Genomic DNA, 26224 nt, shown 5'->3' on the forward strand with positions numbered 1-26224 from the left:
GTCTGGTCGGGTGACTGTTCGCGTACGCTTCGCCCCCTCCCCGACCGGCATGTTCCACGTCGGCGGCGCCCGCTCGGCGCTGCAGAACTGGATCTATGCCAAGCAGCACGACGGCGTCTTCGTGCTCCGGATCGAGGACACCGACGCCGCCCGCAACCGTCCCGAGTGGACCGAGGGCATCATCTCCGCGCTCGACTGGATCGGGATCGAGCGCGGGTCGTACGAGGGACCGCATTTCCAGTCGTCCTACGCGCAGGACCACACCGCGGCGGCCACCCGGCTCTACGGCGAAGGCAAGGCCTACTACTGCGGTTGCAGGCGCGAGGACGTCATCGCCCGCACCGGCAACCAGCACACCGGTTACGACGGCTTCTGCCGTGACAAGGGCTACGGGCCGGGCGAGGGCCGCGCGCTGCGCTTCCGCACCCCCGACGAGGGCGAGACCGTCGTCGAGGACCTGGTGCGCGGCAAGCCCACCTTCGAGAACAAGCTGATGGAGGACTTCGTCATCGCGCGCAGCGACGGCTCGGCGGTCTTCCTGCTGGCCAACGTCGTCGACGACATGTCGATGGACATCACGCACGTGATCCGGGCCGAGGAGCACCTGCCCAACACGCCCAAGCAGCAGCTGCTGTGGGAGGCGCTGGGGCACACCCCGCCGGTCTGGGCGCACGTGCCCGTCATCGTCAACGAGAAGCGGCAGAAACTGTCCAAGCGCCGCGACAAGGTGGCCCTGGAAAGCTACCGCGACGAGGGCTACCTGGCCGCCGCGATGAAGAACTACCTGATGCTGCTCGGCTGGGCGCCCTCCGACGACCGCGAGATCGTGCCGTGGCAGGTCATCGAGGAGGAGTACCGCCTCGAGGACGTCAACCACGCGTCCGCGTTCTTCGACGTCAAGAAGCTGCGCGCGTTCAACGGCGACTACATCCGCGCCCTCTCGGTCCCCGAGTTCATCCAGCTCTGCACGCCGTGGCTGAGCGGCACCGACACGATCCCGGCCCCACCGTGGGAGCCGGCCGCGTTCGACGCCGAGGTGTTCACGGCCGTGGCCCCGCTCGCGCAGACCCGCATCGCGGTGCTGAGCGAGATCGTGGAGTACGTCGATTTCTTCTTCCTCGACGAGCCGGCGATCGACGAGGCGTCGTGGGCCAAGGCGATGAAGGAGGGCGCGGCCGACATCCTGGACGCCACGGTCGCCGCGTTCGAGCGGCTCGACGTGTGGTCGGCCGAGCCGCTCAAGGCCGCGCTCGAAGAGGTGGGCATGGCTCGCGAGCTCAAACTCGGCAAGACCCAGGCCCCCGTACGCGTCGCGGTGACCGGCCGCTCGGTGGGGCTCCCGCTGTTCGAGTCGATCGAGGTGCTGGGCAAGGAGCGCACGCTCGCCCGGCTGCGGGCCGCCCGCGCGCGCCTCTGACCCATTTGCTCCCCTTTACCGCATGTGGGGTCCGGTCGGCTATTCGCCCGCCGCCGTAACGGTGGTGAAATCCGCTGAGCGGGTGACCGGGCCCCTTCCGCGTTGCGCGGACTGGGTACTATCTCGCCACTGATCAACGGCCGTCGTCGTCTCGAAGGTCATCCTCCGGATGGCAACAATTCGTGCGGCCCGAGATGCGCCCGGGCGTCTGCTCGGGAAGGCTTAGGACTCGGTCGTTCCACGTCAAAGGTGGACGGCGGATGGCTCGCGAAGCCATGTCCACCACGGGGGCGGGGAGGCCGGACGATGGTTCGAGGGGCGATCACGCGGTTCGTTGCGGCGACCGGAGTGCTTGCGGCTGCGGCCGTGCTGGCGGCCGGGCTCGCGCCCGGCGCCGCGATGGCGGAGGGCGCGCCCAAACCGGCGCCGAAGCCGAACACCATCCAGATCACCGGCAAGGGCATCGACGACCCGATCGTCATCACCCAGGGCGACAGCAAGCGGCTCTTCTCGAGCCTGCTCAGCGAGGTCAACTGGATGTACTCGGCCCGGTCCCAGACGGCCGCGCTGCCCGCCGACAAGCTCGGCGCGAAATACACGATCACGGTGCTGGCCGGCAAGACGGGCCTGCAGACGTACGACGTGTTCCCGTCGGCCGTCGGCGGCCCGCGGGCGCACCGCCTGGCCAAGCAGCCCGGCGGCAAGAAAGCGGCCGAGGGCTGGTTCTACGGCCGGCTCACCCTGCCCGAGACGTTGCGGGTCAGCGGCGTGCCGCTCGAGGCCAAGCCGGACGTGGTCGGTGGCGGCATCGGCGGCGGCATCGGTGAGGACCTGGTCGAGGACGCCGAGGCGGCCGCGGGCGTCGACGAGGTGCTCGGCGAGATGCGCCGGCTGTACCTGCTCAACGGCGCGGTCATCGCGGTGATCTTCATCGGCGTGGCCGGCATCGCGTTCCTGATCCGCCGCCGGGTCTAGTCCCAATGCCGGGTAGTTAAGGGTCCGGGCTGGGTGTCAAGGTGGTCCGGCGAGGATGGTGAGGCTGATGGTGGCCTGGTAGGTGCGCCGGTCGATGTTTGGGCCGCGGGCGTTGTATTTGGAGATGGCTCGTTTGACGGTGCGGGCGTTGACGCGTAGCCGTCGGGCGGGCAGGAGGTCGTCGAGGACGAGGCGGCCGATCTTGCCGATCAGGTCGATGACGGTGTCGGCGATGACACCCGCGGCTTGGATGACCTGGTCACGGGCGGCGTGCAGGGCGATGGTGAAGCTGGCCCGGTCCGGGTCTGTGCTGGTGTCGCTGTTGGTGGCGTCGGTCATCGCGGTGCGCAGGATCTGGTAGGTGACCAGCAGCGCGTGGATTTCCTGGTCGACGCCGGTCGGGGTGCGTGCTCGTAGTACCCGGCCGTCGAGGATGCTCGATTTGATCTCCAGGTAGGCGGTCTCGATTTCCCACCGCTCGTGATAGAGCCGCAAGATCGTCGTGGCGGGGTAGGCGTCCGGGTCGAGCAGGGTGGTGATCAGCCGGTAGACACCGGTGACCGTGCCGGCCTTTGTCTTGATGCTGATCTCGGCGTCGATGACCCGGACGCTCTGGCCGCCGAACATCGACCGGTAGGAGCCGTCGACCAAACGGTGCAGTACGGGAAGCTTCGGACCACCACGGCCGGTCTTGGCCCGGACGAGCAGATGTGATCCGCAGCCGGTCACGAGGTTGAGCAGCTGACCGGCGGCGAAGTTGCGGTCGGCCAGCAACAGCACCCCGGCGGGTAGCCGGGCGAGAAGATCCTTGGCATACGTGGTCTCGCCGCTGGTGATCGGCCCGAACACGGCGTCCATCACCGATCGGGTGCCGCAGGCCATGATCGTGACCAGCCGCAGCATCGGATAGCTCGACCCGCCGGTGCGTCCGCCGCGTTGTTTGGAGTATCGGGCCAGGTTCGCCGTGGTGTCGGCCGTGAACAAGGTGGTGCCGTCGATCGCGCAGACCAGCAGACCGCGCCAGCGCACCGGCCCGGCCATGCTGGCTGCCGGGCCGCGCAGCAGGTCGAACAACGCCCGTAACGGTTGCGGGCCGACCCGGGCACGGGCCTTGGTCAACGCGGCCGCGCTCGGGTCCGTGACCGGCAGCCCGTCCAGGCCACTGATCAGGCGTTGCCACACCTGCCGATAGCCGATCTCGGCGAACAAACACCCCGCGAGCAACAGATACACCACGACCCGCGAGGGCAGGTCCCGAACCCGCTGCTGAGTACAGCGGGTCTGAGCCAGGACCGTATCGATCATCTCGAACGGCACCTGTTGGGTCAGCTCACCCAGATGACCCGGCGCGAACGGGCCTGCCGCGACCCGGACCACACGCGTAATGACAGACTGAACCAACAGCGGGGCTCCCGGCGGTAAGGCATGTCTTTGGCGGACGTACCTCTCCTACCGGAGTCCCGCTGCCAGTCTCAGCACCAACACACCCTCTTGACCAACCACCGCCGCGCTTAACTACCCGGCATTGGGTCTAGTCCCGCTCCTCGACCGGGGTCTCGAAGTCGGGGCAGCCCTTGTCGCAGTCCTCGTCGGGGCCGAACGCCTCGAACACGCGCTCGTCGGTGGCGATCTGCTCGACCTGGGCGCCGGTGAGGGCCGGCCGCCCGCGGTCCGCCCCCGCGTCCCGCTTCCCGGCGGCCATGACAGCCACCGTACGGCCGTCGTCGAGCCGCCGCGCGATGGTCTGCCGCACCTGGCGATCCGGGTCGTCCACATCGTCGTAGCGGACGAACTCCAGACCAGCGGCACGGTCCGGGCGGGCACACTCGCCGGGGTCCGCCGCCACGGGGAAACACCACTTCTTGCGTACGTCGAACGCCGCGACCTGCACGGCGCCGCGGGACCGACCGTCCGAGTCGGTGATCTCGTACCGGCGCCAGCCGTCCCCGCGTTCCGGCTGCCCCGGCCGTACGCGCAGCTCACGGCCCTCGACCAGCGGCTCGATCACGTCGCGCACCCGGTCAGCCGGAGCCGGGCTGGGCTTAGCGGTGAGCACCGGGGCCTGGCTGGGCTTCTCGACTGGCGCCGGCGGCGGCGTCAACAGGGCCGACGTCAGCACGTAGCCGAGCACCGCGATGATCCCCGCGGTCGCGGCGCCCAGCGCGAGCACGGCCTGCGTACGGCGCCGGCGCAACCGATCGGCCCGGCGGAAGACGGCGTCGACCTCGTCACCGATCGGCGGTTCCCCCTCCAGCACATGCTCGAGGAGCCGGCTCAGCGGCGCGCTCATCCGGCCATCGCTGCCTCGGACTCGCCGAGCAGCTTCTCCAAGGCGGCCAGCCCGGCCCGCTCGTACGCGGTGACCTGCTCGTCGTCGAGGTCCAGCATGGCCCCCGTGGCGTCCACGTCGAACCCGTCGAAGTAGCGCAGCACCAGCACGGCCCGGCACCGCGGCGCCAGCTTGTGCAGGGCGTCCAGCAGCAGGATGGACTCGGCTTCCACCCCCGCCGCACCGGCCGACGCCACAAAGACGTGCTCCCGGCGGCGGTTACGGCGGCGGCAGGCCTCCATCAGGTCGGACCACGCGAAGACGTCCGGGTCGGCGACCGCGCCGCGGCGGCTGTCGGCCACCAGGCGGGCCAGGGCGGCGTGGGTCAGCTCGGAAGCCATCTGCCAGTCGCCGCACATCAGGAACGCCGTACGGCGCAGCTGGGGCAAGCGGCTGGTGACGAACTCGCGCAGGGCCTCATCACGCAGGCGGCTCTTGCCGTCGTGCTTCGCCACGTGGTTGTCGCCGGACATAGGCCCTTTATAGGCGGGAAACCCCCTGTTCGGTGCCGAACGCCGATCACGCGACTCGAACGGCGACCTCGACGAGGCGTACCAGATCGGCCAGGTCGGCCTCGAACTCGTCGTCGCTGTCGCTCGCCACGACGGTCGCGCCGGTCACCTCGCCGGTCGCGTAGCCCAGCAGGAAAGCGAGGAACATGCGGGCCATCCGCGGGATGTGGGCCTCGGGCACCCCCGCGTCGTGCAGCACGCCCCGCAGCGCCGCGGTCAGCCAGGAGGCCGAGGCGCCGGCGGCGGGCCGGTTGAGCAGCAGGGGGAACGCGCCCGGGTGCCGCTTGGCCAATGCCCGTACGGACCGGCCCAGTGCCCGCAGGCGGTGCCGCCAGTCGTCGGGGCGGTCCCCGCCCACCTCGTCGCCGAGTTCCAGGCTGAGCAGGTCCACCAGGCCGTCCAGGAGGGCGTCCTTGCCACCGACGTACGGGTAGAGGGCCATCGACGTGAGCCCGACCCGCTCGGCCACCGCCCGCATCGACATGGCGGCGAGGCCGCGCTCGTCCACCAGAGCCAGCGCCTGGTCGAGGATCAGCCGTCTCTTGTCGTCCACCGGTCCACCGTTCCCGCCCTGGTGCGCCTTCCCGGAGGACGCGCCCGCCGGTCTCGCCCGGCTGCCGCTGTGCGCGTGCGGCTTTGGCCGTTCTTATCGGCTCTTATCCTCCCACGAAGCATGTAACCGGTTCGGATGCGGGCGGTGGGTTCGGATCGGGGCGTTCTCCTACCGGGCGCTGTCGGCTGGGGCGGGTCTCGCGAGACCGGGGCGGACCGTTCGGCGTGTCGGGACGATCGGCCTGTTGTCAGTCACCGGAGAGCCCGTCGCCGGATCCGGCCTGCCGTCGCGCTGCGGGTCCGGGGCGGGCGCTGCGGGTCCGGTGCGGGCGCTGCCCGTCCGGTGCGGGCGCTGCCGTCCGGGGCGGGCGCTGCCGTCCGGGGCGGGCGCTGCCGTCCGGGGCGGGCGCTGCCGTCCGGTGCGGGCGCTGCGGGACCAGTGGGCGGGCGCTGCCCCTCCGGTGCGGGCGCTGCCGGACCAGTGGGCGGGCGCTGCCCCTCCGGTGCGGGCGCTGCCGGACCAGTGGGCGGGCGCTGCCCCTCCGGTGCGGGCGCTGCCGGACCAGTGGATGACCCCGATCACGATGACGCAGCGGCGGGCGCAGCCGGGAACGGATCGTTGCGCCCCGCCCTCAGATCCGGACGGCTGTCAGCACCAGCGGCCCGGCGGGCGGCCGCGGCCAGCGGCCCGGCGGCGCGGACGCACCGCCCCGTGCAGGTGGGCGCCCGCCCAACCCCGCAGCTCGGTGCGGCAAGCGCCCCGGCTCGGACCCGAGTCCGGATCGTCCTGGTCGGCCGGTGGTTCCTCCACTGCCGGCACGGCGATCACCGGAAGGGCCGCGGCCAGCGTCTCCGCCGGCTGCGCGGGTTCGTTCTCCCGTTCCGTCATCTCGCCTCCCCTCAGCATGTTCGCGCTCATTGATCGGCAGCTGGCGGCCCACTTTTACCCCCTGGCGGCCGCAAGTCTGCCGACGCTAGGACGACACCCTGCCAGGTCACCGACCGAAGTCGCGGCAGGGGCTGACCGCTACTCCGGACTATAAGCCCACAATCGGACAAATCGCTCGGCACGCGACGTCGCCACTCCCGGACAAAACCGGAAAACACCCCACGCCGCGCACCCGCTGTGGACAGCCCGAAATCCCGCCCACCGCACCTGTGGACAACTCGCCACCCCGGCTTGACTCCCCGCTAAGTTCCCACCCGAAGCCCCCCGGGTGGGTGGTCAGGGGCGGAGGGCAAAGGCCAGGAGCAGTCAACAAATCAGGACCAGCACCCAGGGGGAGATCGGTGAGCGCGTGCCGGCCCCGCCCACCCGGGAACGCAGCATGCCAGGACCGCGCCCCCATCAGGGCCGTGGCACGCTGGGGACGTGTCCGAGAGCGCACCACCCCGGGGAGCCGCCAAACCGCCCCCCGCAGCCACCCTGCGGCGTATCGAGCGGCACGCCGGCGCCCTGGCCACCTCGGCCGTGGCGCGCATGGACGAGACGCTTCCGTGGTTCCGCGCCCTGCCGGCCGATCAGCGGTCGCAGGTCATGCTCGTGGCTCAGGCCGGTGTCCGCTCGCTGGTGGAGTGGCTGCGGTCGGGCGGGGTGGTGGCGCCCGCCACGCAGGAGATCTCCGATGACGTGTTCGCCGCGGCGCCCCGGGCGTTGGCTCGGTCGATCACGTTGACGCAGACCGTGCAGCTCATCAAGGTCACGATCGATGTGGCGGAGGCCGAGGTGGCCGCGATGGCCGCGCCGGGCGAGGAGGAGCCGCTGTTGCAGGCGATCCTCAAGTTCTCACGCGAGATCGCCTTCTCCGCGGCCCGAGTGTACGCCCGCGCCGCCGAGTCGCGGGGCGCCTGGGACGCGCGGTTGCAGGCCCTGCTGGTCGACGCCCTGTTGCGGGGTGACTCGTCGGACGTGCTGGCCAGCCGGGCCGCCGCGCTGGGCTGGGCCGACGCGCCGCCGGTGGCCGTGGTGGTGGGGCGCTCGCCGGGCGGTGACATCACGGCTGTGCTGCACGCGGTCTACCGGGCCGCCCGCCGGGCCCGCATCGAGGTGATCGGCGGGGTGCACGGCGACCGGCTCGTGGTGGTGATGGGCGGCGCGACCGATCCGATGGCCTCGGCGGGGGCGTTGGCCGGGAGTTTCGGGGAGGGGCCGATCGCGGTCGGGCCGGCGGTGCCGTCGCTCGACCAGGCCACGGAGTCGGCCCGGGCCGCCTTGGCCGGGTTCCGCGCGGCGCCGGCCTGGCCCGGCGCGCCGAATCCGGTGGCCGCCGACGACTTGCTGCCCGAGCGGGCCCTGGCCGGTGACATGGAGGCGCGGCGGACGTTGCGGCACGACGCGTACGGGTCTTTGATGCGGGCCGGCAGTGGGCTGGTGGAGACGTTGGACGCCTTCTTCGCCACCGGCGGCGTGCTCGAGAGCACCGCCCGTGAGTTGTTCGTGCACCCCAACACCATCCGGTACCGGCTCAAACGGGTCACCGAGGTCACCGGGTTGTCGCCGCTGGACGGCCGGGACGCGTTCGCGCTCCGGATCGCGCTGACCGTGGGACGCCTGGACCCTGCGACGTAGCTCACCCTCGGCGAAGGGGTCGTTCGCAGGCCTTCAAAGCCGGGCAAAGGGGGGTGATCCTCGGACACGTTTGTAGGATTCCCACAACAGTCGTCGTAGGGTTTGGTAGACGCCGCCAACCCCGCAACCGCGACCGATCCGGAAGAGTCGAGGACGTGCTCGCCGTACTCTCCCCCGGCCAGGGTTCCCAGAAGCCCGGCTTCCTGACCCCGTGGCTCGACCTGCCCGGCGCCGACACCAACCTGCGGTGGTGGTCGGCACTCGCCGGCGCCGACCTGCTGCGTCTCGGCACCGTGGCCGAGGCCGACGAGATCAAAGACACCGCCCGTACGCAACCTCTGCTGGTCGCCGCGTCACTGCTCGCGGCCGGCGAGCTGCCGCTGGAACAGGTCGACGTGGTCGCCGGTCACAGCGTCGGCGAGCTGGGCGCGACGGCGATCGCGGGGGTGTTCTCGGCTGAGGTCGCGATCGCGCTGGCCGGCGTACGGGGGAAGGAAATGGCTGCTGCCTGCGCGCTGGAACCCACGGGGATGAGCGCGGTGCTCGGCGGCGACCCTGAGGAGGTGCTCGCCGCGCTCGAGAAGCACGGCCTGCACCCGGCCAACCGCAACGCCACCGGCCAGGTCGTCGCGGCCGGGTCGCTCGACGGGCTGGCCCAGCTGGCGGCCGAGCCGCCCGAGAAGGCCCGCGTACGCCCCCTCGAGGTCGCAGGCGCATTCCACACGCCCTACATGGCGCCCGCCGAGACCGCGCTGGCCGCCGTCGCCGGTGGGATGACCGTCGCCGATCCCGTCCGCACGCTGCTGTCCGACCTGGACGGCACGGCTGTGACGCAGGGCCGCGAGATGGTCGAGCGCCTGGTCCGCCAGGTCACCGCGCCGGTCCGCTGGGATCTTGTGATGCGCGCGCTGGCCGATCTCGGCGTCACCGGCGTGATCGAGCTGCCGCCCGCCGGCACCCTGGCCGGGCTGGTCAAGCGCGAGCTCAAGGGCGAAGGGGCCCCTGAGATCGTCACCCTCAACACGCCGGACGACCTGCCCGCCGCCCGCGACCTCATCGCCCGGCACAGTGGGCACCCGATCGAAGGAGCAACACGATGACCGCGGGCACCCGCATTCTCGCGATGGGGCACTACCAGCCCTCGCGCGTCGTCACCAACGACGATCTCGCGGCGACGATCGACACCAACGACGAGTGGATCAAGAGCCGGGTCGGCATCGCCGAGCGGCGGATCGCCGACGGCGAGTCGGTCGCCGACATGGCCACCTTCGCGGCCGAGAAGGCGCTGGCCGCCTCGGGCCTGACCGCGGCCGACATCGACCTGGTCACCGTGGCCACCTGCTCCTCGGTCGACCGCTGCCCCAACGTGGCGACCCGGGTGGCGGCGCGGCTGGGCATCAACGCCCCCGCGGCGTACGACCTCAACACCGCGTGTTCCGGCTTCTCGTACGCGCTGGGCACCGCCGACCACGCGGTCCGGGCCGGCGCGTCGCGCAACGCCCTGGTCATCGGCGCCGAGAAGCTGTCCGACGTCACCGACTGGACGAACCGTACGACCGCCGTGCTCTTCGGCGACGGCGCCGGCGCGGCCATCGTGACCGGGGTGGCCGACGGTGAGCAGCCCGGCATCGGCCCGGTGCTGTGGGGCTCGGCGCCCGAGAAGGGTGACGCCCTGCGCATCGAGGGCTGGCAGCCCTACATCGAGCAGGACGGCCAGACGGTGTTCCGCTGGGCGACCACCGCGCTCGCCCCGTTCGCACTCGAGACCTGCGAGAAGGCCGGGATCAAGCCGTCCGAGCTGGCCGCTTTCGTGCCGCACCAGGCCAACACCCGCATCATCGACGGCATCGTCAAGCGTCTGGGCCTGGGCCCCGAGGTCGTCGTGGCCAAGGACATCATCCACTCGGGCAACACCTCCGCGGCCAGTGTGCCGCTGGCCCTGTCGAAGCTGATCGAGAGCGGCGAGGTCGCCTCGGGCGCCCCGGTGCTGCTCTTCGGCTTCGGCGGCGGCCTCACCTACGCCGGCCAGGTCGTTCGCTGTCCGTAAGCGTTGATCAACCGGAGCAGTCCCCACCCATTGGAGAGGAAACACCAGAACATGGCTACTCGCGAAGAGATCACCTTGGGCCTCGCCGAGATCCTCGAGGAGGTCGCCGGCGTGAACCCGGACGACGTCGCCGAGGGCAAGTCCTTCACCGACGACCTGGACGTCGACTCGCTGTCCATGGTCGAGGTCGTGGTGGCCGCCGAGGAGAAGTTCGGCGTCAAGATCCCCGACAACGAGGTGCAGAACCTCAAGACCGTCGGCGACGCCGTCAGCTACATCGAGGCGAACCACTGACATGAGTAACGTCGACGTCGTCGTCACCGGGCTCGGCGCGACCACCCCGTTGGGCGGGGACGTCGCGTCCACCTGGGACGCTTTGCTGGCCGGCCGCTCCGGGGTGAGCCGACTCACCGCGGAGTGGGCCGAGCAGCTCACTGTCAAGATCGGGGCGCAGCTCAAGGTCGACCCGTCCGAGGTCATCGAGCGGGTGCGGATGCGCCGGCTCGACCGTTCCGAGGCCATCGCGCTGATCGCCGCCAAGCAGGCCTGGGCCGACGCCGGCCTGGAGGGCGCCGAGATCGACAAGGAACGCCTGGCCGTCAGCCTCGGCAGCGGCATAGGGGGTGCCCTCACGCTGCTCAGCCAGGACGACATCCTGGAGGAGTCCGGGCAGCGCAAGGTCAGCCCGCACACGGTGCCGATGCTCATGCCCAACGGGCCGGCGGCCTGGGTCGGCATCGAGCTCGGGGCGCAGGCCGGGGTGCACGCCATGGCCAGCGCCTGCGCGACCGGCGCCGAGGCGATGGCTCTGGGCCTCGACATCATCCGGTCCGGCCGGGCCGACATGGTTCTGGCGGGTGGCACCGAAGCGGTGATCCACCCCCTGCCGTACGCCGGTTTCGCCAACATGCGGGCCATGTCGACCCGCAACGACGAGCCGGAGAAGGCCTCCCGTCCGTGGGACAAGGGGCGCGACGGGTTCGTCTTCGGCGAGGGTTCGGGCGCGCTGGTGCTCGAACGGGCCGACCACGCGAAGGCCCGCGGCGCGCGGATCTACGCACGGCTGGCCGGCGCCGGCATCACCTCGGACGGCTACGACATCGTCCAGCCCGACCCGGAGTGCAAGGGCGGGGCGCGGGCGATGAGCCGGGCGATCCGCGACGCCGGGCTGACCGGCGCCGACATCGCGCACGTCAACGCCCACGCCACGTCGACCCCGGTCGGCGACATGGGCGAGATCGTCGGCATCAAGGCGGCGGTCGGCACCCACCCGGTGATCACCTCGACCAAGTCGATGTCCGGTCACCTGCTGGGCGCGGCGGGCGCTCTCGAGTCGATCGCCACCATCCTGGCCATCCGGGACGGCGTGGTTCCGCCCACGATCAACCTGGACGACCCGGACGACAAACTCGACCTCGACGTGGCGGCGCACAAGGCCCGCCCGCTCGAGATCAACGCGGCGATGAACAACTCGTTCGGCTTCGGCGGTCACAACGTCGCGCTCGTCTTCACCCGCGCCTGATCGTTGACCTCCAGGAGGGCCCGGCCGCTCGGCCGGGCCCTTTCAACACGCCGTACGGGGTAGTCCCGGCACCGCGACCGGTGACCGGCCCGGGGCTTTGGCCTTGCCCGCGACCACGGCGGCCAGGGCGTTCAGCGACAACTTGCTCGACGAGTACGTGGCCACGAGCACCGGCGACTTCGCGGCGGCCAGCAGGTATGGCGTGTCCATGGCAACCGTCACCCGAGCCGCCGGCGAGAGGTCCACCGACTTGTCCCCGTAGCCGACGAGGTGGATCACCGTGCCGCCCGCGGCCCGTACGTCGAAACCCTGAGCCTGCAGAGCCCGTACGAGGTTCACGCGCGCCACCTCACGGCCGCCCGACGCCGTGACGGTGACCGGCCCGCTCAGCAGCGCCCCCGAGCAGGGCCCGCGCAGCACCGTGATCGACGCGGCGTCGAGCGCCCCGACCGCCTGCTCGTGGGCCGGCGAGGCGACAACCGACAGGCCGGGCTGCTTCTTGGCGGCGGTGCGGAATTTGAGCGTCAGGATGCGGGTGGCCGCCTGGACCAGGCGTTCCTTCTTGAGCGAGCCGTCCTTGAGCCCGGCCAGGATGCCGTCGCGGGCGGCGGCGATGTTCGGCGGCATCAGCAGCATGTCGTTGCCGGCGTTGAGGGCCCGTACGGCGGCCTCGCCCGGCGCCCATTTCATCGCGGGCGGCATGTTCATCGCGTCGGTGACCGCGACGCCGGTGAACTTGAGTTGCCCGCGCAGCACATCCGTCATGATCTTTTTGGAGAACGTGGCCGGCACGCCCTTGTCGAGCGCCTGCAGGTCGAGGTGGCCGGACATGACCACGCCGGCGCCCGCGTCCACGCCCGACCTGAACGGCGGCAGGTCCTGAGCCGTCAAGGCGGCCTTGCTCTGCGTCACCACGGGCAGGCCCTCGTGGCTGTCGCCGCTGGTGTGCCCGTGCCCCGGGAAGTGCTTCAGTCCCGCGGCAACCCCAGAGCCTTCCAGACCCCGTACGGCGGAAGCGACCTGAGCGGCGTTGGCCTTGGCATCGCTGCCGAACGCGCGCGAGCCGATCACCGTGTTCGCGGGTGGGCCGAGGGTGTCGGCGACCGGGGCGAAGTCCACCGTGATGCCCATGGCGGCCAGTTCCTCACCCGCGGCCCGCCAGGCCCCCTCGGTGAGCTTGGGTTGACCAGCCGCGCCCGTGCCCATGGCCGACGGCAGCATGGTGACGCCCTCGGTGACACGCGTGACAACCCCGTACTCCTGATCCGTGCCGATCATCAGCGGGGCGCCACCGGGAAGTTGCCGGGCCGCGGCCTGCAGACCGTCGGTCAGCTCCCGGACCTGCTTCGGGTTCTCGACGTTGGTGGTCGGGTTGGTGGCGCCGGTCGGGTCCTTGGCGGTGAAGCCGACCAGGATCAGGCCGCCCAGCCGGAACTTGGTGATCATCTCGGCGGGCGTGTTCACCCCGGCCAGCCCCTGGTTGCCGGCGGCCGAGCCTTTGTCCACGGTCGTCGCGTTGCTCCCGTACGCGTACGGCATGAGCACCTGACCGGCCAGGTCGGCGTCGCTCATCGCGGCCACGGCGGCGGCCGCGCTCGCCGCCGGATCAGCCGGTGCCAAGGCCGGCGTGGAGGGCAGCACCGAGGGCAAGGCCGGTGGCGCCGAGGCAGTGGCCTGCGGCGGCGGGGCGTCGTCCGACCCGCACGCCGCGGCGGCCAGCACGAGCGGGAGGAACAGGGCGGCTCGGACGATCCTCATGAGAGCATCGAATCAGGGGGCCATTCGGGCGTAACGCGCGGGTCAGCCCACCCGGGTCAGCAGGGTCACCGGGGCGCCGTCACCCGCGTACCGGTAAGGCTCGAGCTCGGCGTCCCAGGCGGAGCCGAGCGCCTTTTCCAGGGCATGCGAAAGGGCCTCCGGCGCCCGCGCGGAGGCCATGATCGAGCGCAACCGGTCCTCGCCGATCTGGATGTCGCCCGACGCGCCCATGATCCCGTGAAAGAGGCCGCGACCCGGGACGTGCATGAAACGCTCGCCGTCAACACCCGGGCTCGGTTCCTCGGTCACCTCGAAACGGATCATGGGCCACTGCCGGAGGGCAGCAGCCAGCTCGGCGCCAGTACCGGCCCGGCCGGTCCAGCTGCACTCGGCGCGCCGCATGCCGGGGTCGACCGGCTGCGGTGTCCAGTGCAGCGTGACCGGCGCTGTCAGTACGCGCGCGATCGCCCACTCGACGTGTTGGCACACGGCAAGTGGGGTCGAGTGGACGTATACGACGCCACACGTTGGCACGGTGACCTCCCGAAGACCGAGGTGCGTCTTCCCCTACGACCTCGACCGCGGTTGATCGTGTCCCATGATGCCGGTTGGTACGGATGGTGCGCCAGAGAATCGGCAACATCGACATCGGATCGGCCGTAGTGGCACACCCTGCTCAACGCCTCAACCTGCTCGTACGGCACGGTCGCCGAGCATCGTGTAGAGTTGCCACGGCCTTTTTTCTGCTTTTCCCAAGGAGTTCCGCCGTGGCGAGCAACACCTCAAAGACCGCCCGCGCATCAGTTCGCGCCGGCCAGGGATCCGGCGGCGCCCTGAGCGTGCTGGGTGAGTACAAGTACCTCATCCCGCTGGCCAACGGCCGCTTCGCCTATGTGCGGAACCTGACCAACGGCAAGACCGCGCACCTCAAGACCGACTCGGACGCCTTCGTCGAGGAGATCCGCGCTCTCTCGGCGGCCGGTCACGGTGCCAAGATCCGCGCCGAGCTGGGCGCGCTCGACGAGGCGAACCCGTCGCACGGCTGGGCCGCCACCGAGAAGCGTCTGGCCGAGGCCGGCGTCTTCGAGGGCTGAGAAACACCAGCGCACGAACAAGCGAGGCGCCTGCCGGCTACGGCCGACAGGCGCTTTCTTGCATCCCTCGAAGATCACCCACCGAGATCACCAGGGTGGATTACCGACAAAAAGGATTTTGCGGCGGGCAGGCCGGCGGCCGGGTCACGGCAGGAGTTCGACCACGCCCGTGTCGAGGTCGTAGACGGCGCCGACCACGTTGACCCGGCCCGCGGCCACCGCGTCGGCCACCACGTCGACTGTGCCCAGACGGCGGACCGTGTGGGCGACGTGCACAACCATCGCCTTCTCGGCGGCGTCGGGGTCGTCGACCCCGACCTCGCGTACGGCGGGGGCGATCTCGTCGACCAGGTAGCCGATCTCGCCGGCGGGGATCTGGCCCGCTCGCAGGGCCGCGGCGGTGGCGGCCACAGCGCCGCAGCGCTTGTGACCCAGGACCATGACCAGGGGCACACCCAGCTCGGACACGGCGAAATCGACCGAGCCCAGCACTGCCCGGTCGACGACGTGGCCGCCGGAGCGCACCACGCAGATGGAGCCGAAGGTCTGGTCGAAGATGGCCTCGAGCGGCACCCGGGAGTCGATGCATCCGAGCACCACCGCGTGCGGCTGCTGCCGGGCGGACGAGGCGGCGGCCGCGGAGACGTCGTGCCCGTGTTCGGGGCGGCTGCTGACGAATCGCTTGTTGCCTGCCACCAGCTCCGCCAGAGCTTCCGCGGCGTTCGTGATAGGTGCGGCGGGGCCCGCCGACGGGTCGGTCGTCATACGGGTGATTCTCGCCCAGTTCGACGTCATTAGCAGCGTGTGCGAGCCAATTCACGTTCCGCACGGGACTTCCGGCCCTGGCGAAGATCGGTCTGGCATTTCCGGTGATCGCGAGTGATGCTTATTACCCGTGGGTACTACGGGACCGTGCGGATCACGGAGGTGCCCATGTCCGAGCGAACGGAATTGTCTCTCCCGGACGGCGTACGGCTGAACGTCGAGGCGTACGGGCCGGAGGATGCCCCGCTCACCGTGGTGCTGGCGCACGGCTGGTGCCAGGACAGGCGTACGTGGAAACACCAGGTCGCGGCGTTACGTCTGCTCGGCGCGCGCCGGCCGCGAGTGATCGTGTACGACACCCGGGGGCACGGTCGTTCCGGGGCGACCGGTCTCGGCGGGGCGACGCTGGGACAGCTCGGCGAGGATCTGGCCGAGGTGCTGCGCCGGTACGCCCCGAGGGGGCCGGTCGTGCTCGGTGGGCACTCGATGGGCGGCATGACGATCATGGAGTTCGCGCACGCGTACCCGGGGGTGTTCGCCGAGCGGGTCGCCGGACTGCTGTTCGTCTCGACCACCGCCGAGGGCCACACCCATACCCAGTACGGGTTGCCGGCGCGGATCGCCGCGCTGATGCGGACCGGCGAGACGATCGGCGCGGGGTTGCTGGCCCGTTCCGGCCCGTGGCGCCCGCACCGGGCCCTGCTGCCGGCGCTGCGTCCCGCCGTGCGCTGGCTGCTTTTCGGCGACGACTGCGACGAGGAGGCGCTCGACCTGGCCATGCGCTGTTTCGGCCGGGCCTCGCTGCGTTCGATCGGCGCCTTCCGCCCCTCGATCGGCGCCCAGCAGCGCCTCGACACGCTGGCCGAGCTGGGCGACGTGCCCGCCACGGTGCTGGTCGGCGAGCGGGACAGGCTGACCCCGACCGCCTGCGCCCGGTCGATCGCCGAGGCGCTGCCGTGCGCCGAGCTGCGCGTGGTGCCGGGTGCCGGTCACATGCTGCCGCTGGAACGGCCGCACGACGTGTCAGCGGCGCTCACCGCCATCGTCGAGCGGGCCACCCCCGCTGCCCGCTGCCGCATTCGGCGTATTGCCAGCACACTCAGAAAGGCCGCGTAGCGCTGTCCACAGCCCGCGGGTTGTCCACAGGCCCGCATCGCGGCGCCTCCGAAGATCCGCCACCTCGATAAAATGGCCGTGGGCGGGGGTCCCCCGGTCGGGTGGGCCCTGAGCTCTCGGCTCTGGGCTCTGGGCTCTGAGCTCTCGGCTCTGAGCTCTGAGTTCTGAGCTCTGAGCTCTCGTCGTCTTGAGGTGGTCTGGTCGGCGACCGATCCGCCGCCCCGCCTCGCGCTGACACCCAGTCGGGCCGGGTGTTACGGGCCCTCCGGCGAGGACGGGGCCGCCGCGGCGCCGCCCGTGCGCGGCGGCCGCGTCGATGTGCGGGCCGGGTGAGACGCGACGGGCCTCGACGGAGTAAGTTCGAGTGCTCCCCTTACGCGAGCACGCTGCCCGAACGCGTGCATCGGGGTGCCGGAAAGAGAGATTCACCGTCTTGAGCGACGCCACCGTTCTTCAGCAGGAGATCGCGGTCGAGCAGAAGCACGTCGACCGCGTTTATGCCCGGCTCGCCGAGCTCCGCCGCGACGCGTCACGGGCCGAGAAGGAGGGTTATCAGCTCGCCGGGGTCGGCACGTTCGGCGCCCTGGTCGAGCGGGACGCGATGGTGTTCCACGCCGCCCGCCGCCGGCACGCGCTCGACACCGAGTACGAGGGCCTGGTCTTCGGCCGGCTCGACCTGAACACGGGGGCGACCCACTACGTCGGGCGCATGGGCATCCGGGACGACAGCTCGCAGCCGCTGGTGGTCGACTGGCGGGCGCCGGCCGCTGCCGCGTTCTATCGGGCCACCCCGGCCGACCCGCTGGGCGTGGTGCGCCGCCGCATGATCCAGTCGAGCCGTGAGCGGGTCACCGGCATCGAGGACGACCTGCTCGACCCGGACGCCGCGCCGGACGACATGCGCGTGGTCGGCGACGGCGCGCTGCTGGCCAGCCTGTCCAAGGCGACCGGGCGCGGCATGCGTGACATCGTGGCCACCATCCAGCGCGAGCAGGACGACGCGATCCGCTCCCCCGCCTCCGGCGTGACGATCGTGACCGGCGGACCGGGCACGGGCAAGACCGCCGTTGCCCTGCACCGGGCGGCCTACCTGCTCTATTCCGACCGCAACCGGTTCGCCGGCGGCGGCATCCTGGTGGTCGGCCCGTCCGGCGTCTTCGTCGACTACATCGCCACCGTGCTGCCGTCGCTGGGTGAGGACACGGCGACCCTGCGCTCGCTGGGCACGCTGGTGCCGGGTTACGACGCCACCCGGGTAGACCCGAACGACATCGCCGCGATCAAGGGTTCGCTGCGCATGCGGCGGGTGCTCGAGCGGGCCTCGCACGACGCGGTGCCCGGCGGGCCGGCCGAGCTGCGCCTGCTCTATCGGGGCACGCTGCTGCGCCTGGGGCAGGCCGAGCTCGACAAGATCCGGCGGTCGGCGCTGCCCCGCGGGGCCCGGCGCAACGAGGTGCGCGGCCACGGCTTCGACCGGGTTTTCGACGCGTTGTGGGCGCAGGCTCGCCAGCACAAGGTCACGGGCCTGCCCGAGAAGCGAGACTTCGAGGCGGAGCTGGCCGACCGGCCCGATTTCCGCGAGTTCCTCAAGGCTTGGTGGCCGCGCTTCACGCCGATGCGGGTGTTGCGCTGGCTGGCCGATCCGGCTCGTCTGCGGGCGTACGCGCAAGGTTTGCTCTCGCGGGACGAGATCGGGCGCCTGCAGGGATCGTTCGACGCGCTGGCTGCCCAGGGCCCGACGATCGCCGACGTCGCGTTGCTGGACGAGCTGGACGAGCTGCTGGGACGCCCCCGCCGGCCGGCCAAGAAGGCGCAGAACCCGTTTCACGTACGCGACGGCATCCAGGAGCTGAGCACGGCCAACGAGCGGCAGGCGGCGGCCCGGGCCCAGCAGGTGCAGCGCGACGAGGACTACCGCGAGTACGCGCACGTGGTGGTCGACGAGTCGCAGGACGTCTCGCCGATGCAGTGGCGCATGATCGGCCGCCGCGGCTCGTTCGCGTCGTGGACGATCGTCGGCGACCCGGCGCAGACGGCCTGGGCCGGCGACCCGGACGAGCTCGACCGCGCCCGGGAAAAGGCGCTGGGTTTGCGCAAGCGCACCAGTTACGCGCTGACCACGAACTACCGCAACTCGTCGGAGATCTTCGCGGTGGCCGCCTCGGTGATCCGCCGGATCATGCCGGACCTGCCGCTGCCGACCGCCGTGCGCAGCACCGGTGTGGAACCGGTGGACGTGGTGACCGACGCCGCCCGGCTGCCCGATCTCGTCCGCGAGGTGGCCGAGAAGCAGCTGGCCGACGTCGATGGCACGATCGGCGTCATCACCCCGGTGCCGCGGCGCGACGAGATGGCGCAGTGGGTGGCCGGCCTGCCGGAAAGGGTGCAGGTGGTCACGGCGCTGGAGGCCAAGGGCATGGAGTACGACGCGGTGGTGCTGATCGAGCCGGGATCCCTGACCTGGGACCCGGCCGGCTTGCGCACCCTCTACGTCGCCCTGTCCCGGGCCACCCAGCGCCTGACCACCGTCGGAACCGCCGCCGAGTGGTGAGGCGGCGGCAACTTACGGAATGGGCACGGCCACGGCGTTGTACGTCGTGGCCGGCTCGGCCGGTGTGGTGAAGCGGGCGTTGGGCAGGTAGAACCGCTTGCCGTACTCGGCGATCGTGGTCGGCACGTCGAAGGAGCCGCTGCCCGTACGGGACACGACCTTGCCCAGGGCGGCGTGCTCGTCCAGCGCGACCTTGGCGATCACGTTGAGCCGGTTCTGCACGACGTAAAGGGTGCGGCCGCGCAGCCACAGGCCGTCGCCGTTGGCCACGTTCTCGGCGCCGTTCAGCTTGATCTCGGTGCTGCGGCCGTCGTACCGGACCTTGAACAGCTTGCCGGTGCTGGACTGCACGACGATCAGGGCGCGGCCGTCCGGCGTACGGGAGATGCCGTTCGCGTTGATGCCGGTGGCGTACTGGAACTCGCCGGTGATCGGGACGGCCACCGGCGCCGACCTGAGGTTGAGCGGCACCTTCCACAGCACGGGGTTGGTCGAGTCGGTGAACCAGGCGGCGTCGCGGGTCAGCACGACGTCGTTGATGAACCACGCGGTGCTGCCCGGGGTCTTGAGCGTGTACGACTTGAGCACCCGGCCGCTGCGCAGGTCGACCACGCGGGCCGTGCCGGCCGTGCCACCGGCCACGAAGAGCCGGGCCCGGTCGTCGATCTTCAGTCCGAGCGACGGGTTGCCCGCCCCCGGCCCTTCGCTGAGGACGGAGCCTTTGCCCGTACGCAGGCTGACCCGGTAGATGTCGCCGTCGACCCGGGAGCCGAAGTACGCGTACGGCTTGTCGCCGATGGCGATGCCCTCGGGCTGGAACCCGGCCGGCAGCGTCAGCGAGCTGGGCCATTTCGACGAGTGCGACGAGGAGTGGGCCGCGGCCGGCGCCGCGCCGGCCACCACGGCGAGCGCCGTGGAGATGACAATAGCGAGGGTACGTCTGGACACGGTTATCCCTTTCCAGGCGGAACTTGCTGTCACTGGAGCAATACCCCGGCGCCGGCCCGGCGGTTCGAATTGCAAACATAGCGATGTACGCATACGTTTGTCGGGGCGCATCTCGCCGACGGAGGGTTGACTCATGGGAGCCGGGCACGACCACGGAGGCCAAGCGCTGCGCGCGGGGGCCAAGCACCGCAACCGGCTCTGGTGGGCGGCCGGCCTGCTCGCCGGCTTCATGGTCGTCGAGGCCGTGGCCGCGCTGGCGACCGGCTCGCTGGCCTTGCTCTCCGACGCCGGGCACATGTTCACCGACGTGCTCGGCATCGCGATGGCGCTCGCGGCGATCACCGCGGCCGGGCGGGTGGCCACCGACTCGCAGCGCACCTTCGGCCTCTACCGCCTCGAGGTGCTGGCCGCGCTGGCCAACGCCGTGCTGCTGACAGCGGTGGCCGGCTTCGTCGTGGTGCAGGCCGTACGCCGCTTCTCCGACCCGCCCGACGTCCCGGCCGGCTGGATGCTGGCGGTCGCGGCCGGCGGCCTGGTGATCAACTTGATCGCCTTCGGGCTGCTGCGCAGCGGGGCGAAGGAGAGCATCAACGTGCGCGGCGCCTATCTCGAGGTGGTCGGCGACCTGCTCGGCTCGGTCGGCGTGATCGTGGCCGCGGTGATCATCGGGCTCACCGGGTGGTCGTACGCGGACCCGATCGTCGCGGTGATCGTGGCGCTGATGATCCTGCCGCGCACGTTCGCGCTGGGCCGCTCGGCGGTGCGCATCCTCGTGCAGGCCGCGCCCGAGCATCTCGACATCACCGCGGTGCGGGCCCGGCTGGCCGCCGTGCCGGGGGTCTGCGACGTCCACGACCTGCACGTCTGGACGCTGACCTCGGGCATGGACGTCGCCTCGGCCCACCTGAGCCTCGAGCCCGCGGCCGAACTGGGCGCCGTGCTCACCAGCGCCCGTGAGGCCCTGCACGACGACTTCCACATCGACCACGCCACGCTGCAGGTCGAGCCGGTCGCGACGGGCGGGCGGTGCTCCCCCGCCGGGTGGTGAGAACGACAGGTCCGGCACTATGGCGATCATCACAACGCAGGGGGCATGATCCTCCCACCGGTCACCGGCCCCGATCCCTCTCTCTACGCTTGGTGACCATGTCATCACGGGAGGACAGCGCCATGGTCACGGTCATTCACCAGCCCCGGGTCGCCTGGGATGCGGCCCGCGCGTTCGTGCAGGCGGCGGGCAGCCCACGGTCCGAGAGCTTCGCCGCACGCGTGCTGAGCCGGCTGGGCAGCGAGATGTACGGCCACTTCGCCGACACCCGGCAGCGGCTGCTCACGGCCCTCGTCGAGACCGGTGGCGACCGGTACGCGGCCGACATCGAGGCCGGCAAGTGGCGCGTCCGGGTGGAGGACCTGCTGCGGACACGGCCCGATCTGACCGGCGCCGTGATGGAACTGACCAATGAGGGCTTCGAGCACTGAGTAGCTGAGTTCGCTTTTGCGGTAATCAACCCCAACCGGGCGACTAGCGGCAACAATGCCCTATATGGGCGACGCTCGGGTGATGGTCTTCGCGCCGGCACCGCAACTCACGGTGACCGTTGAACAGCAACACAACCAGCCGGAGCTGCACGTGCACCCGGGCGGACAGGGCATCTGGCAGGCACGCATGGTCACCTCGCTCGGGGCCGAGGTGACGCTCTGCACCGCGGTCGGCGGTGAGGTGGGCCGTGTGCTGAAGCCGCTGCTCGATTTCAAGGGCGTGCAACTGCGCACGATCCCACGCGAGAGCAGCAGCGGCTGGTACGTGCACGACCGCCGCAACGGCAAGCGGCAGGAACTCGCCGAGCATCCCGGCGCCCCGTTCACCCGGCACGAGCTGGACGAGCTCTACAACCTGGCGCTGGCCGAGGGCCTGCGGGCCGGCAACGCCATCCTGAGCGGCCCGGCCCACCCCTCGGTGATCCGGCCCGACGTCTACGGGCGCCTCGCCCACGACCTCAAGGCCCACGGCTGCCGCGTGATCGCCGACCTGTCCGGCGACCACCTGCGGGCGGTGCTCGAGGCCGGCCTGCACGTGGTCAAGGTCAGCCACGAGGAACTGCTGCGGGACGGCATGATCAAGGACGCGTCCGAGAAGTCGCTCACCGAGGCGCTGGTCAAGCTGCACTCCGACGGCGCCGAGACGGCCCTGCTGTCCCGGGCCGACGCGGGCGCGCTGGCCCTGTTCAACGAGCAGATCTATCGGGTCGGCATCCCGAAGCTGTCGATCGCCGACCACCGCGGCGCCGGCGACTCGATGACCGCCGGGGTCGCCGCCGTGCTGGCCCGGGGCGGCGAGATGACCCAGGCGGTCCGCACCGGGGCGGCCGCCGGCGCCCTCAACGTCACCCGGCACGGGCTCGGCACCGGGCACATGGACGCCGTCCAGGTGCTCACCGAACGCGTCAAGATCACCCCTCTCAAGAAGGCGACATGACGAGAATCCTGGTCACCAACGACGACGGCATCGATGCCCCCGGCCTGCGGCAGCTGGCGCGGGCGGCCGCCCGCGAGGGTCACGACGTCACGGTGGCGGCGCCGGTCACCGAGGCGAGCGGCAGCAGCGCGGCGATGACCGCCGTGGAGGAACACGGCAAGATCATTCTGCATCGGCGTGAGCTTCCCCACGCCAAACACATTCCCGCGTACGCGGTGGCGGCGTCCCCGGCCTACATCGTGCTGCTCGCCCTGCGGGAGGCGTTCGGGGAGATCCCCGAGGTGATCCTCTCGGGCATCAACAGGGGGGCCAACGCGGGCGCCGCGGTCCTGCACTCGGGCACGGTCGGGGCCACCCTGACCGGCTCGTACGCGGGTCTGCACGGTCTGGCCGTCTCGCTCGACGTGCTCTCGCCAAGGGCCTCCACCACGCGCAGCGGGGGTGCGGCGCTGGCCGCCCTCGACCACGAGGAGGACGAGAAGCGGCACTGGGACAGCGCGGCCCAATTGGCGATGCGCCTGCTGCCGACGCTGACGCACACCCCACCCGGCACGGTCCTCAACCTGAACGTGCCCGATTTGCACCTCGACGGCATCCGGGGGCTGCGGCGGGCCTCGCTGGCCCAGTTCGGGCAGGTGCAGGTGAGCATCGCCGAGTCCGGCGAGGGCTTCGTGCGTACGGCCGTGCAGGCGGCCGACGACACCCTGCAGCCCGACACCGACCTGGCCGCCCTGGCCGAGCACTTCGCCGTGGTCACGCCGATCCGGCCGCCGCACGAGCTGGCCGAGGTCACGATCAACCTCGAGGCCGTCCCCGTGCACGCCTCGGCCCTGTAGCAGCGCGAACACGACAAGGCCGGTCCTCCCACCCGCGGAGGACCGGCCTTGTCGACGAACTCAGGCTCCGGAGACCGCCGGCTGCGCGGCGTCGGCCTCACCGAACGGCTGCGGGTTGCCGAAGAGGCCGAGCAGCCCCGTCACCCACAACTGGCGGTGAGCGAACCGGCTGGGCCGGGTCACGACCAGTTTGACCTCACTGACCTGCGCGAGCTGGAAAGCGGCGACGAGCGCGCTGATGCCCACGGAGTCGATGAAGGTCACATTCTGAAGATTGAGCTCGATCCGGGTGATGTTGCCGGCGGCCAGCTGGCCGGCGACCGCCTCACGGATCTCATACGCGTTCTCGACGTCGATCTCGCCACTGGGCAAGACCTCCACCACGTCGTCGGCAAGCGTCGACGTCATTATCGACAGCGTCACGCCAATTCCCTCCACCCGCCCGGGATTTCCAGGCGTCTTTCCTCCGGCACGAGCTCTTCCGGGCGATCCGACTACGCCCGGCCGCGACCCGTGCCACGGGGGCGGTCGAGACTACCCCCGTCAGGTTCGGTGAAACTGTCCGAAAGGTTAGGACCCGAACCTGTCAGGCACCTGAGTGCCTGGTGTGAACGGGGTCAAGAGTACCGGGAGACGGCAAGTCGTTTCCAAAACGTGATGGCGTCCACACCGGACACGTTTGTTGAACGGCGCACATGGGCACGGTTAACCAGGAACGGCGAGCGCGGGAGGTAACAACGATGTTCTCCAGCAGGACCAAGTCGGAACGAACGGCCGCGCAGGCGTGGGAGTACCTGTCGGCGGCCATGGCCGCCGCCGGCGACACCGCGAGGGACACGGGCGACAAAGCAGCCAAACTCGCCGGCAAGGCGAGTGATCAGGGTCACAAGCTGGCCGGCAAGAGTCACAAGCTGGCAGGCAAGGGTCACAAGCTGGCCGGGAAGGCGAGCGGCAAGGCCGACCTGGCCTGGACCCGGGCCAACGCGGCGGCCGCGGCACTGGCCGGGCGCAAGCCGTCCCGTCCGTGGGGCTTGATCCTCGGAGCCGGTCTGCTCGGCGCCGCGGTGGGTTACGCGGTGGCGACGTCGGCCCGGGCCGCCCTGGAGCGCCAGGCCGAGCAGGAAGAGCTCGAGCTGGCCGAGACGGCGGTCGTGGTCACCCCGACCTACGACAACTAGATCGCGATCTCCCCGGGCAGCGCACCCCGCTGCCCGGGGATTTGCCGTGCCCAGTTCCAGGTGCCCCTCTGGCCCCCCGCTGATCCGCCGGGCCGGTTAGAGTTTCGCCGTCTCTCCGCTGTGGCTCAGCCACCTGATTAGATAAGGTCCGTTGGTGCTCACTGCCGGCCATCTCCTCGGCAACCGATACCGGTTGGACGAGCGCATCGCCACAGGCGGGATGGGTGACGTCTGGCGCGGCACCGATGTCGTGCTGGGCCGGGTCATCGCCGTCAAGGTGCTGCGTTCCAACATGATGGCCGACCCCGAGTTCGCCGCCCGGTTCTACGGCGAGGCCCGGATGATGGCGGCCTTCCGCCACCCCGGTGTGGTCGAGGTCTACGACTACGCGAGCGCCTCCGAGTCCGGCGGCGAGGACGGCATGGCCTACCTGGTCATGGCCTACGTCGAGGGCGAGCCCCTCTCGACCCGGGTCAAGCAGGGCCCGATGCCGGTCAACGAGGTCATGTCGATCGTGGCGCAGGCGGCCGACGCGCTGCACGCCGCCCACGAGAACGGCACGGTGCACCGCGACGTCAAGCCGGGCAACCTGATCGTCAAGCCCAACGGCACGGTGGTGCTGGTCGACTTCGGCGTGGCCCGCTCGGCCGCCGTCACCAGCGTGACGGCGGTCAACGCGATCGTCGGCACGGCTCTCTACATGGCGCCCGAGCAGGTCGCCAAGGGCAACGTCTCGGCCGCCACCGACATCTACGCGCTCGGCGCGGTCGCCTACCACTGCATCGCCGGCGAGCCGCCCTTCGACGGCGACAACGCGCTGCAGGTGGCCCTGCGCCACCTGGAGGACGAGCCCGAGCCGCTGCCCGAGGACGTGCCGGCCGACGTGCGCGCGCTCATCCAGAAAGCGATGGCCAAGCAGCCCGCCGACCGGTTCCAGACCGCAGCCGAGTTCGCCGAGGCGGCGTTCGCGGCGGCCGGCCCGCTCGACTGGAAGCGTCTGACCGGCACGTCGATGGTGGCCCCGCTCAGCCCGGCCGGGCCCGCCCGCACGGCCGCCCTGCCGCCCGCGACGCCGCCGCCCCCGCCGTCCGGCCCGTCGTCGACGTCGACCGGCCTGACCCCCCGGCGCCCGCCCCGCAGCCAGACCGCGCTGCTCGTGGCCGTGGTCGCCCTGCTCGTGCTGGCCGGCGGGCTCGCCTTCGCGATCGCGCTGCGGCCCGACGACGACAAGGGCACGGTCGACCGGACAGTGCCCGGCAGCGTGCCGTCCCAGCAGGTCGAAACCACGACCACCGAGCCCACCGCTCTGCCGAGCGAGACGACCACCAGCCGCTCGACGCCACGGGCCAACTCGCCGCAGCGCACCCAGACCCCCAGCGCGACACCGAGCGCGACGCCCAGCGCGACGCTGCCGACCACCCGGCCGACCAGCCGGCCGCCGACCACTCCGCCGACGACCACGACCACGACGCCGCCGACGACCCCGCCGACCACTCCGCCCACCACGACACCGCCGCCCGACACCGGTGGCGACGGCGGGGCCGCCGCGGGGGCCAATCCGTAGGGGTTCTTGACCCTC

At 71.2% G+C, this 26224-nt stretch carries 26 protein-coding genes; 16 read left to right on the plus strand and 10 right to left on the minus strand.

The annotated features are described in order from the left end of the window. The first annotated feature begins 10 nt into the window (after positions 1-10). Both gltX and C8E87_RS07905 read left to right on the plus strand, forming a co-directional pair. Positions 11-1417 (plus strand): glutamate--tRNA ligase, encoded by a 1407-nt coding sequence (gene gltX, locus C8E87_RS07900; protein WP_133872478.1) that lies wholly within the window; start codon positions 11-13, stop codon positions 1415-1417. A gap of 306 nt (positions 1418-1723) precedes the next feature. Next, positions 1724-2392: a hypothetical protein gene (locus tag C8E87_RS07905; RefSeq protein WP_133872479.1), complete on the plus strand. Its 669-nt coding sequence runs from the start codon at positions 1724-1726 to the stop codon at positions 2390-2392. Between the two features lie 36 nt (positions 2393-2428). Here the strand turns inward: C8E87_RS07905 and C8E87_RS07910 are convergent, their stop codons facing one another. From C8E87_RS07910 to C8E87_RS07930, 5 genes are all read right to left on the minus strand, one after another. Then, a complete protein-coding gene (locus C8E87_RS07910) occupies positions 2429-3769 on the minus strand; it encodes an IS4 family transposase (protein ID WP_239080768.1) in 1341 nt (446 codons plus the stop codon). Positions 3770-3923: 154 nt separating this feature from the next. Next, on the minus strand, positions 3924-4682 hold the full coding sequence (locus C8E87_RS07915; protein WP_133872480.1) for a hypothetical protein: 759 nt from the start codon (positions 4680-4682) through the stop codon (positions 3924-3926). Continuing rightward, a complete protein-coding gene (locus tag C8E87_RS07920) occupies positions 4679-5194 on the minus strand; it encodes a SigE family RNA polymerase sigma factor (RefSeq protein WP_133872481.1) in 516 nt (171 codons plus the stop codon). Before C8E87_RS07920 ends, C8E87_RS07915 begins: the two co-directional genes overlap by 4 nt. Before the next feature lie 46 nt (positions 5195-5240). Then, a complete protein-coding gene (locus C8E87_RS07925; RefSeq protein WP_133872482.1) occupies positions 5241-5786 on the minus strand; it encodes a TetR/AcrR family transcriptional regulator in 546 nt (181 codons plus the stop codon). 648 nt (positions 5787-6434) lie between these two features. Then, positions 6435-6674, minus strand: a complete 240-nt coding sequence (locus C8E87_RS07930; protein ID WP_239080488.1) for a hypothetical protein — start codon at positions 6672-6674, stop codon at positions 6435-6437. Positions 6675-7157: 483 nt separating this feature from the next. Between C8E87_RS07930 and C8E87_RS07935 the strand changes: the two genes are divergently transcribed. The 5 genes from C8E87_RS07935 (at position 7158) to fabF (ending at position 11923) form a co-directional block, all read left to right on the plus strand. Beyond that, positions 7158-8354 (plus strand): PucR family transcriptional regulator, encoded by a 1197-nt coding sequence (locus C8E87_RS07935; protein WP_133872483.1) that lies wholly within the window; start codon positions 7158-7160, stop codon positions 8352-8354. 155 nt (positions 8355-8509) lie between these two features. Further along, positions 8510-9454: an ACP S-malonyltransferase gene (locus tag C8E87_RS07940; RefSeq protein WP_133872484.1), complete on the plus strand. Its 945-nt coding sequence runs from the start codon at positions 8510-8512 to the stop codon at positions 9452-9454. Then, positions 9451-10401, plus strand: coding sequence for a beta-ketoacyl-ACP synthase III (locus tag C8E87_RS07945; protein WP_133872485.1), 951 nt, complete (start codon positions 9451-9453; stop codon positions 10399-10401). Before C8E87_RS07940 ends, C8E87_RS07945 begins: the two co-directional genes overlap by 4 nt. A 51-nt stretch (positions 10402-10452) precedes the next feature. Beyond that, a complete protein-coding gene (locus C8E87_RS07950) occupies positions 10453-10695 on the plus strand; it encodes an acyl carrier protein (protein ID WP_133872486.1) in 243 nt (80 codons plus the stop codon). Position 10696: 1 nt separating this feature from the next. Further along, entirely contained in the window at positions 10697-11923 is a 1227-nt protein-coding gene (fabF, locus tag C8E87_RS07955; protein WP_133872487.1) for a beta-ketoacyl-ACP synthase II, read from the plus strand. Between the two features lie 42 nt (positions 11924-11965). On the opposite strand, the gene C8E87_RS07960 is transcribed toward fabF, so the two are convergent. Both C8E87_RS07960 and C8E87_RS07965 read right to left on the minus strand, forming a co-directional pair. Further along, complete coding sequence (locus tag C8E87_RS07960; protein WP_133872488.1) at positions 11966-13681, minus strand: glycoside hydrolase family 3 protein; 1716 nt, start codon at positions 13679-13681, stop codon at positions 11966-11968. Positions 13682-13723: 42 nt separating this feature from the next. After that, positions 13724-14215 (minus strand): DUF3145 domain-containing protein, encoded by a 492-nt coding sequence (locus tag C8E87_RS07965; RefSeq protein WP_133872489.1) that lies wholly within the window; start codon positions 14213-14215, stop codon positions 13724-13726. Between the two features lie 233 nt (positions 14216-14448). Between C8E87_RS07965 and C8E87_RS07970 the strand changes: the two genes are divergently transcribed. After that, on the plus strand, positions 14449-14775 hold the full coding sequence (locus tag C8E87_RS07970) for a hypothetical protein (RefSeq protein WP_133872490.1): 327 nt from the start codon (positions 14449-14451) through the stop codon (positions 14773-14775). 144 nt (positions 14776-14919) lie between these two features. Here the strand turns inward: C8E87_RS07970 and C8E87_RS07975 are convergent, their stop codons facing one another. Next, a complete protein-coding gene (locus tag C8E87_RS07975; protein WP_133872491.1) occupies positions 14920-15540 on the minus strand; it encodes a carbonic anhydrase in 621 nt (206 codons plus the stop codon). Positions 15541-15708: 168 nt separating this feature from the next. Here C8E87_RS07975 and C8E87_RS07980 point away from each other — a divergent pair, with 168 nt between their 5' ends. Continuing rightward, complete coding sequence (locus C8E87_RS07980) at positions 15709-16656, plus strand: alpha/beta fold hydrolase (RefSeq protein WP_133872492.1); 948 nt, start codon at positions 15709-15711, stop codon at positions 16654-16656. A 433-nt stretch (positions 16657-17089) separates the two neighbouring features. Next, positions 17090-19207: a HelD family protein gene (locus tag C8E87_RS07990; RefSeq protein ID WP_133872494.1), complete on the plus strand. Its 2118-nt coding sequence runs from the start codon at positions 17090-17092 to the stop codon at positions 19205-19207. Positions 19208-19219: 12 nt separating this feature from the next. On the opposite strand, the gene C8E87_RS07995 is transcribed toward C8E87_RS07990, so the two are convergent. Continuing rightward, entirely contained in the window at positions 19220-20155 is a 936-nt protein-coding gene (locus C8E87_RS07995; RefSeq protein ID WP_133872495.1) for an SMP-30/gluconolactonase/LRE family protein, read from the minus strand. Positions 20156-20288: 133 nt separating this feature from the next. Between C8E87_RS07995 and C8E87_RS08000 the strand changes: the two genes are divergently transcribed. The 4 genes from C8E87_RS08000 to surE all read left to right on the plus strand — a co-directional run bounded on the left by C8E87_RS08000 (position 20289) and on the right by surE (position 23467). After that, positions 20289-21203 (plus strand): cation diffusion facilitator family transporter, encoded by a 915-nt coding sequence (locus C8E87_RS08000; protein WP_133872496.1) that lies wholly within the window; start codon positions 20289-20291, stop codon positions 21201-21203. A 98-nt stretch (positions 21204-21301) separates the two neighbouring features. Then, positions 21302-21634, plus strand: coding sequence for a hypothetical protein (locus C8E87_RS08005; protein ID WP_239080489.1), 333 nt, complete (start codon positions 21302-21304; stop codon positions 21632-21634). A gap of 64 nt (positions 21635-21698) precedes the next feature. Continuing rightward, the gene (locus tag C8E87_RS08010) at positions 21699-22631 is read left to right on the plus strand and encodes a 1-phosphofructokinase family hexose kinase (protein WP_239080490.1); all 933 of its coding nucleotides are present in this window, start codon (positions 21699-21701) and stop codon (positions 22629-22631) included. After that, complete coding sequence (surE, locus tag C8E87_RS08015) at positions 22628-23467, plus strand: 5'/3'-nucleotidase SurE (RefSeq protein WP_133872497.1); 840 nt, start codon at positions 22628-22630, stop codon at positions 23465-23467. The genes C8E87_RS08010 and surE overlap by 4 nt, the downstream gene beginning before the upstream one ends. 60 nt (positions 23468-23527) lie before the next feature. Here surE and C8E87_RS08020 read toward each other — a convergent pair whose 3' ends face one another. Further along, positions 23528-23890, minus strand: a complete 363-nt coding sequence (locus C8E87_RS08020; RefSeq protein WP_133872498.1) for an STAS domain-containing protein — start codon at positions 23888-23890, stop codon at positions 23528-23530. Positions 23891-24207: 317 nt separating this feature from the next. On the opposite strand from C8E87_RS08020, the gene C8E87_RS08025 reads away from it, so the two are divergent. After that, on the plus strand, positions 24208-24645 hold the full coding sequence (locus tag C8E87_RS08025) for a hypothetical protein (protein WP_133872499.1): 438 nt from the start codon (positions 24208-24210) through the stop codon (positions 24643-24645). A 154-nt stretch (positions 24646-24799) separates the two neighbouring features. Then, positions 24800-26209 carry a serine/threonine-protein kinase gene (locus C8E87_RS08030; protein ID WP_133872500.1) on the plus strand — a complete coding sequence of 470 codons (1410 nt, stop codon included), beginning with the start codon at positions 24800-24802 and terminating at the stop codon, positions 26207-26209. Positions 26210-26224: the final 15 nt, after the last annotated feature.

The sequence above is a fragment of the Paractinoplanes brasiliensis genome (genome assembly GCF_004362215.1).
Classification (GTDB): Bacteria; Actinomycetota; Actinomycetes; order Mycobacteriales; family Micromonosporaceae; genus Actinoplanes; species Actinoplanes brasiliensis.

Coding starts and splice junctions, on each gene's coding strand:
- C8E87_RS07905 (WP_133872479.1), top strand. CDS start 1,724: ATGGTTCGAGGGGCGATCACGCGGTTCGTTGCGGCGACCGGAGTGCTT.
- C8E87_RS07915 (WP_133872480.1), bottom strand. CDS start 4,682: ATGAGCGCGCCGCTGAGCCGGCTCCTCGAGCATGTGCTGGAGGGGGAA.
- C8E87_RS07920 (WP_133872481.1), bottom strand. CDS start 5,194: ATGTCCGGCGACAACCACGTGGCGAAGCACGACGGCAAGAGCCGCCTG.
- C8E87_RS07930 (WP_239080488.1), bottom strand. CDS start 6,674: ATGACGGAACGGGAGAACGAACCCGCGCAGCCGGCGGAGACGCTGGCC.
- C8E87_RS07945 (WP_133872485.1), top strand. CDS start 9,451: ATGACCGCGGGCACCCGCATTCTCGCGATGGGGCACTACCAGCCCTCG.
- C8E87_RS07950 (WP_133872486.1), top strand. CDS start 10,453: ATGGCTACTCGCGAAGAGATCACCTTGGGCCTCGCCGAGATCCTCGAG.
- fabF (WP_133872487.1), top strand. CDS start 10,697: ATGAGTAACGTCGACGTCGTCGTCACCGGGCTCGGCGCGACCACCCCG.
- C8E87_RS07960 (WP_133872488.1), bottom strand. CDS start 13,681: ATGAGGATCGTCCGAGCCGCCCTGTTCCTCCCGCTCGTGCTGGCCGCC.
- C8E87_RS07975 (WP_133872491.1), bottom strand. CDS start 15,540: ATGACGACCGACCCGTCGGCGGGCCCCGCCGCACCTATCACGAACGCC.
- C8E87_RS07980 (WP_133872492.1), top strand. CDS start 15,709: ATGTCCGAGCGAACGGAATTGTCTCTCCCGGACGGCGTACGGCTGAAC.
- C8E87_RS08000 (WP_133872496.1), top strand. CDS start 20,289: ATGGGAGCCGGGCACGACCACGGAGGCCAAGCGCTGCGCGCGGGGGCC.
- C8E87_RS08005 (WP_239080489.1), top strand. CDS start 21,302: ATGTCATCACGGGAGGACAGCGCCATGGTCACGGTCATTCACCAGCCC.
- C8E87_RS08010 (WP_239080490.1), top strand. CDS start 21,699: ATGGGCGACGCTCGGGTGATGGTCTTCGCGCCGGCACCGCAACTCACG.
- surE (WP_133872497.1), top strand. CDS start 22,628: ATGACGAGAATCCTGGTCACCAACGACGACGGCATCGATGCCCCCGGC.
- C8E87_RS08025 (WP_133872499.1), top strand. CDS start 24,208: ATGTTCTCCAGCAGGACCAAGTCGGAACGAACGGCCGCGCAGGCGTGG.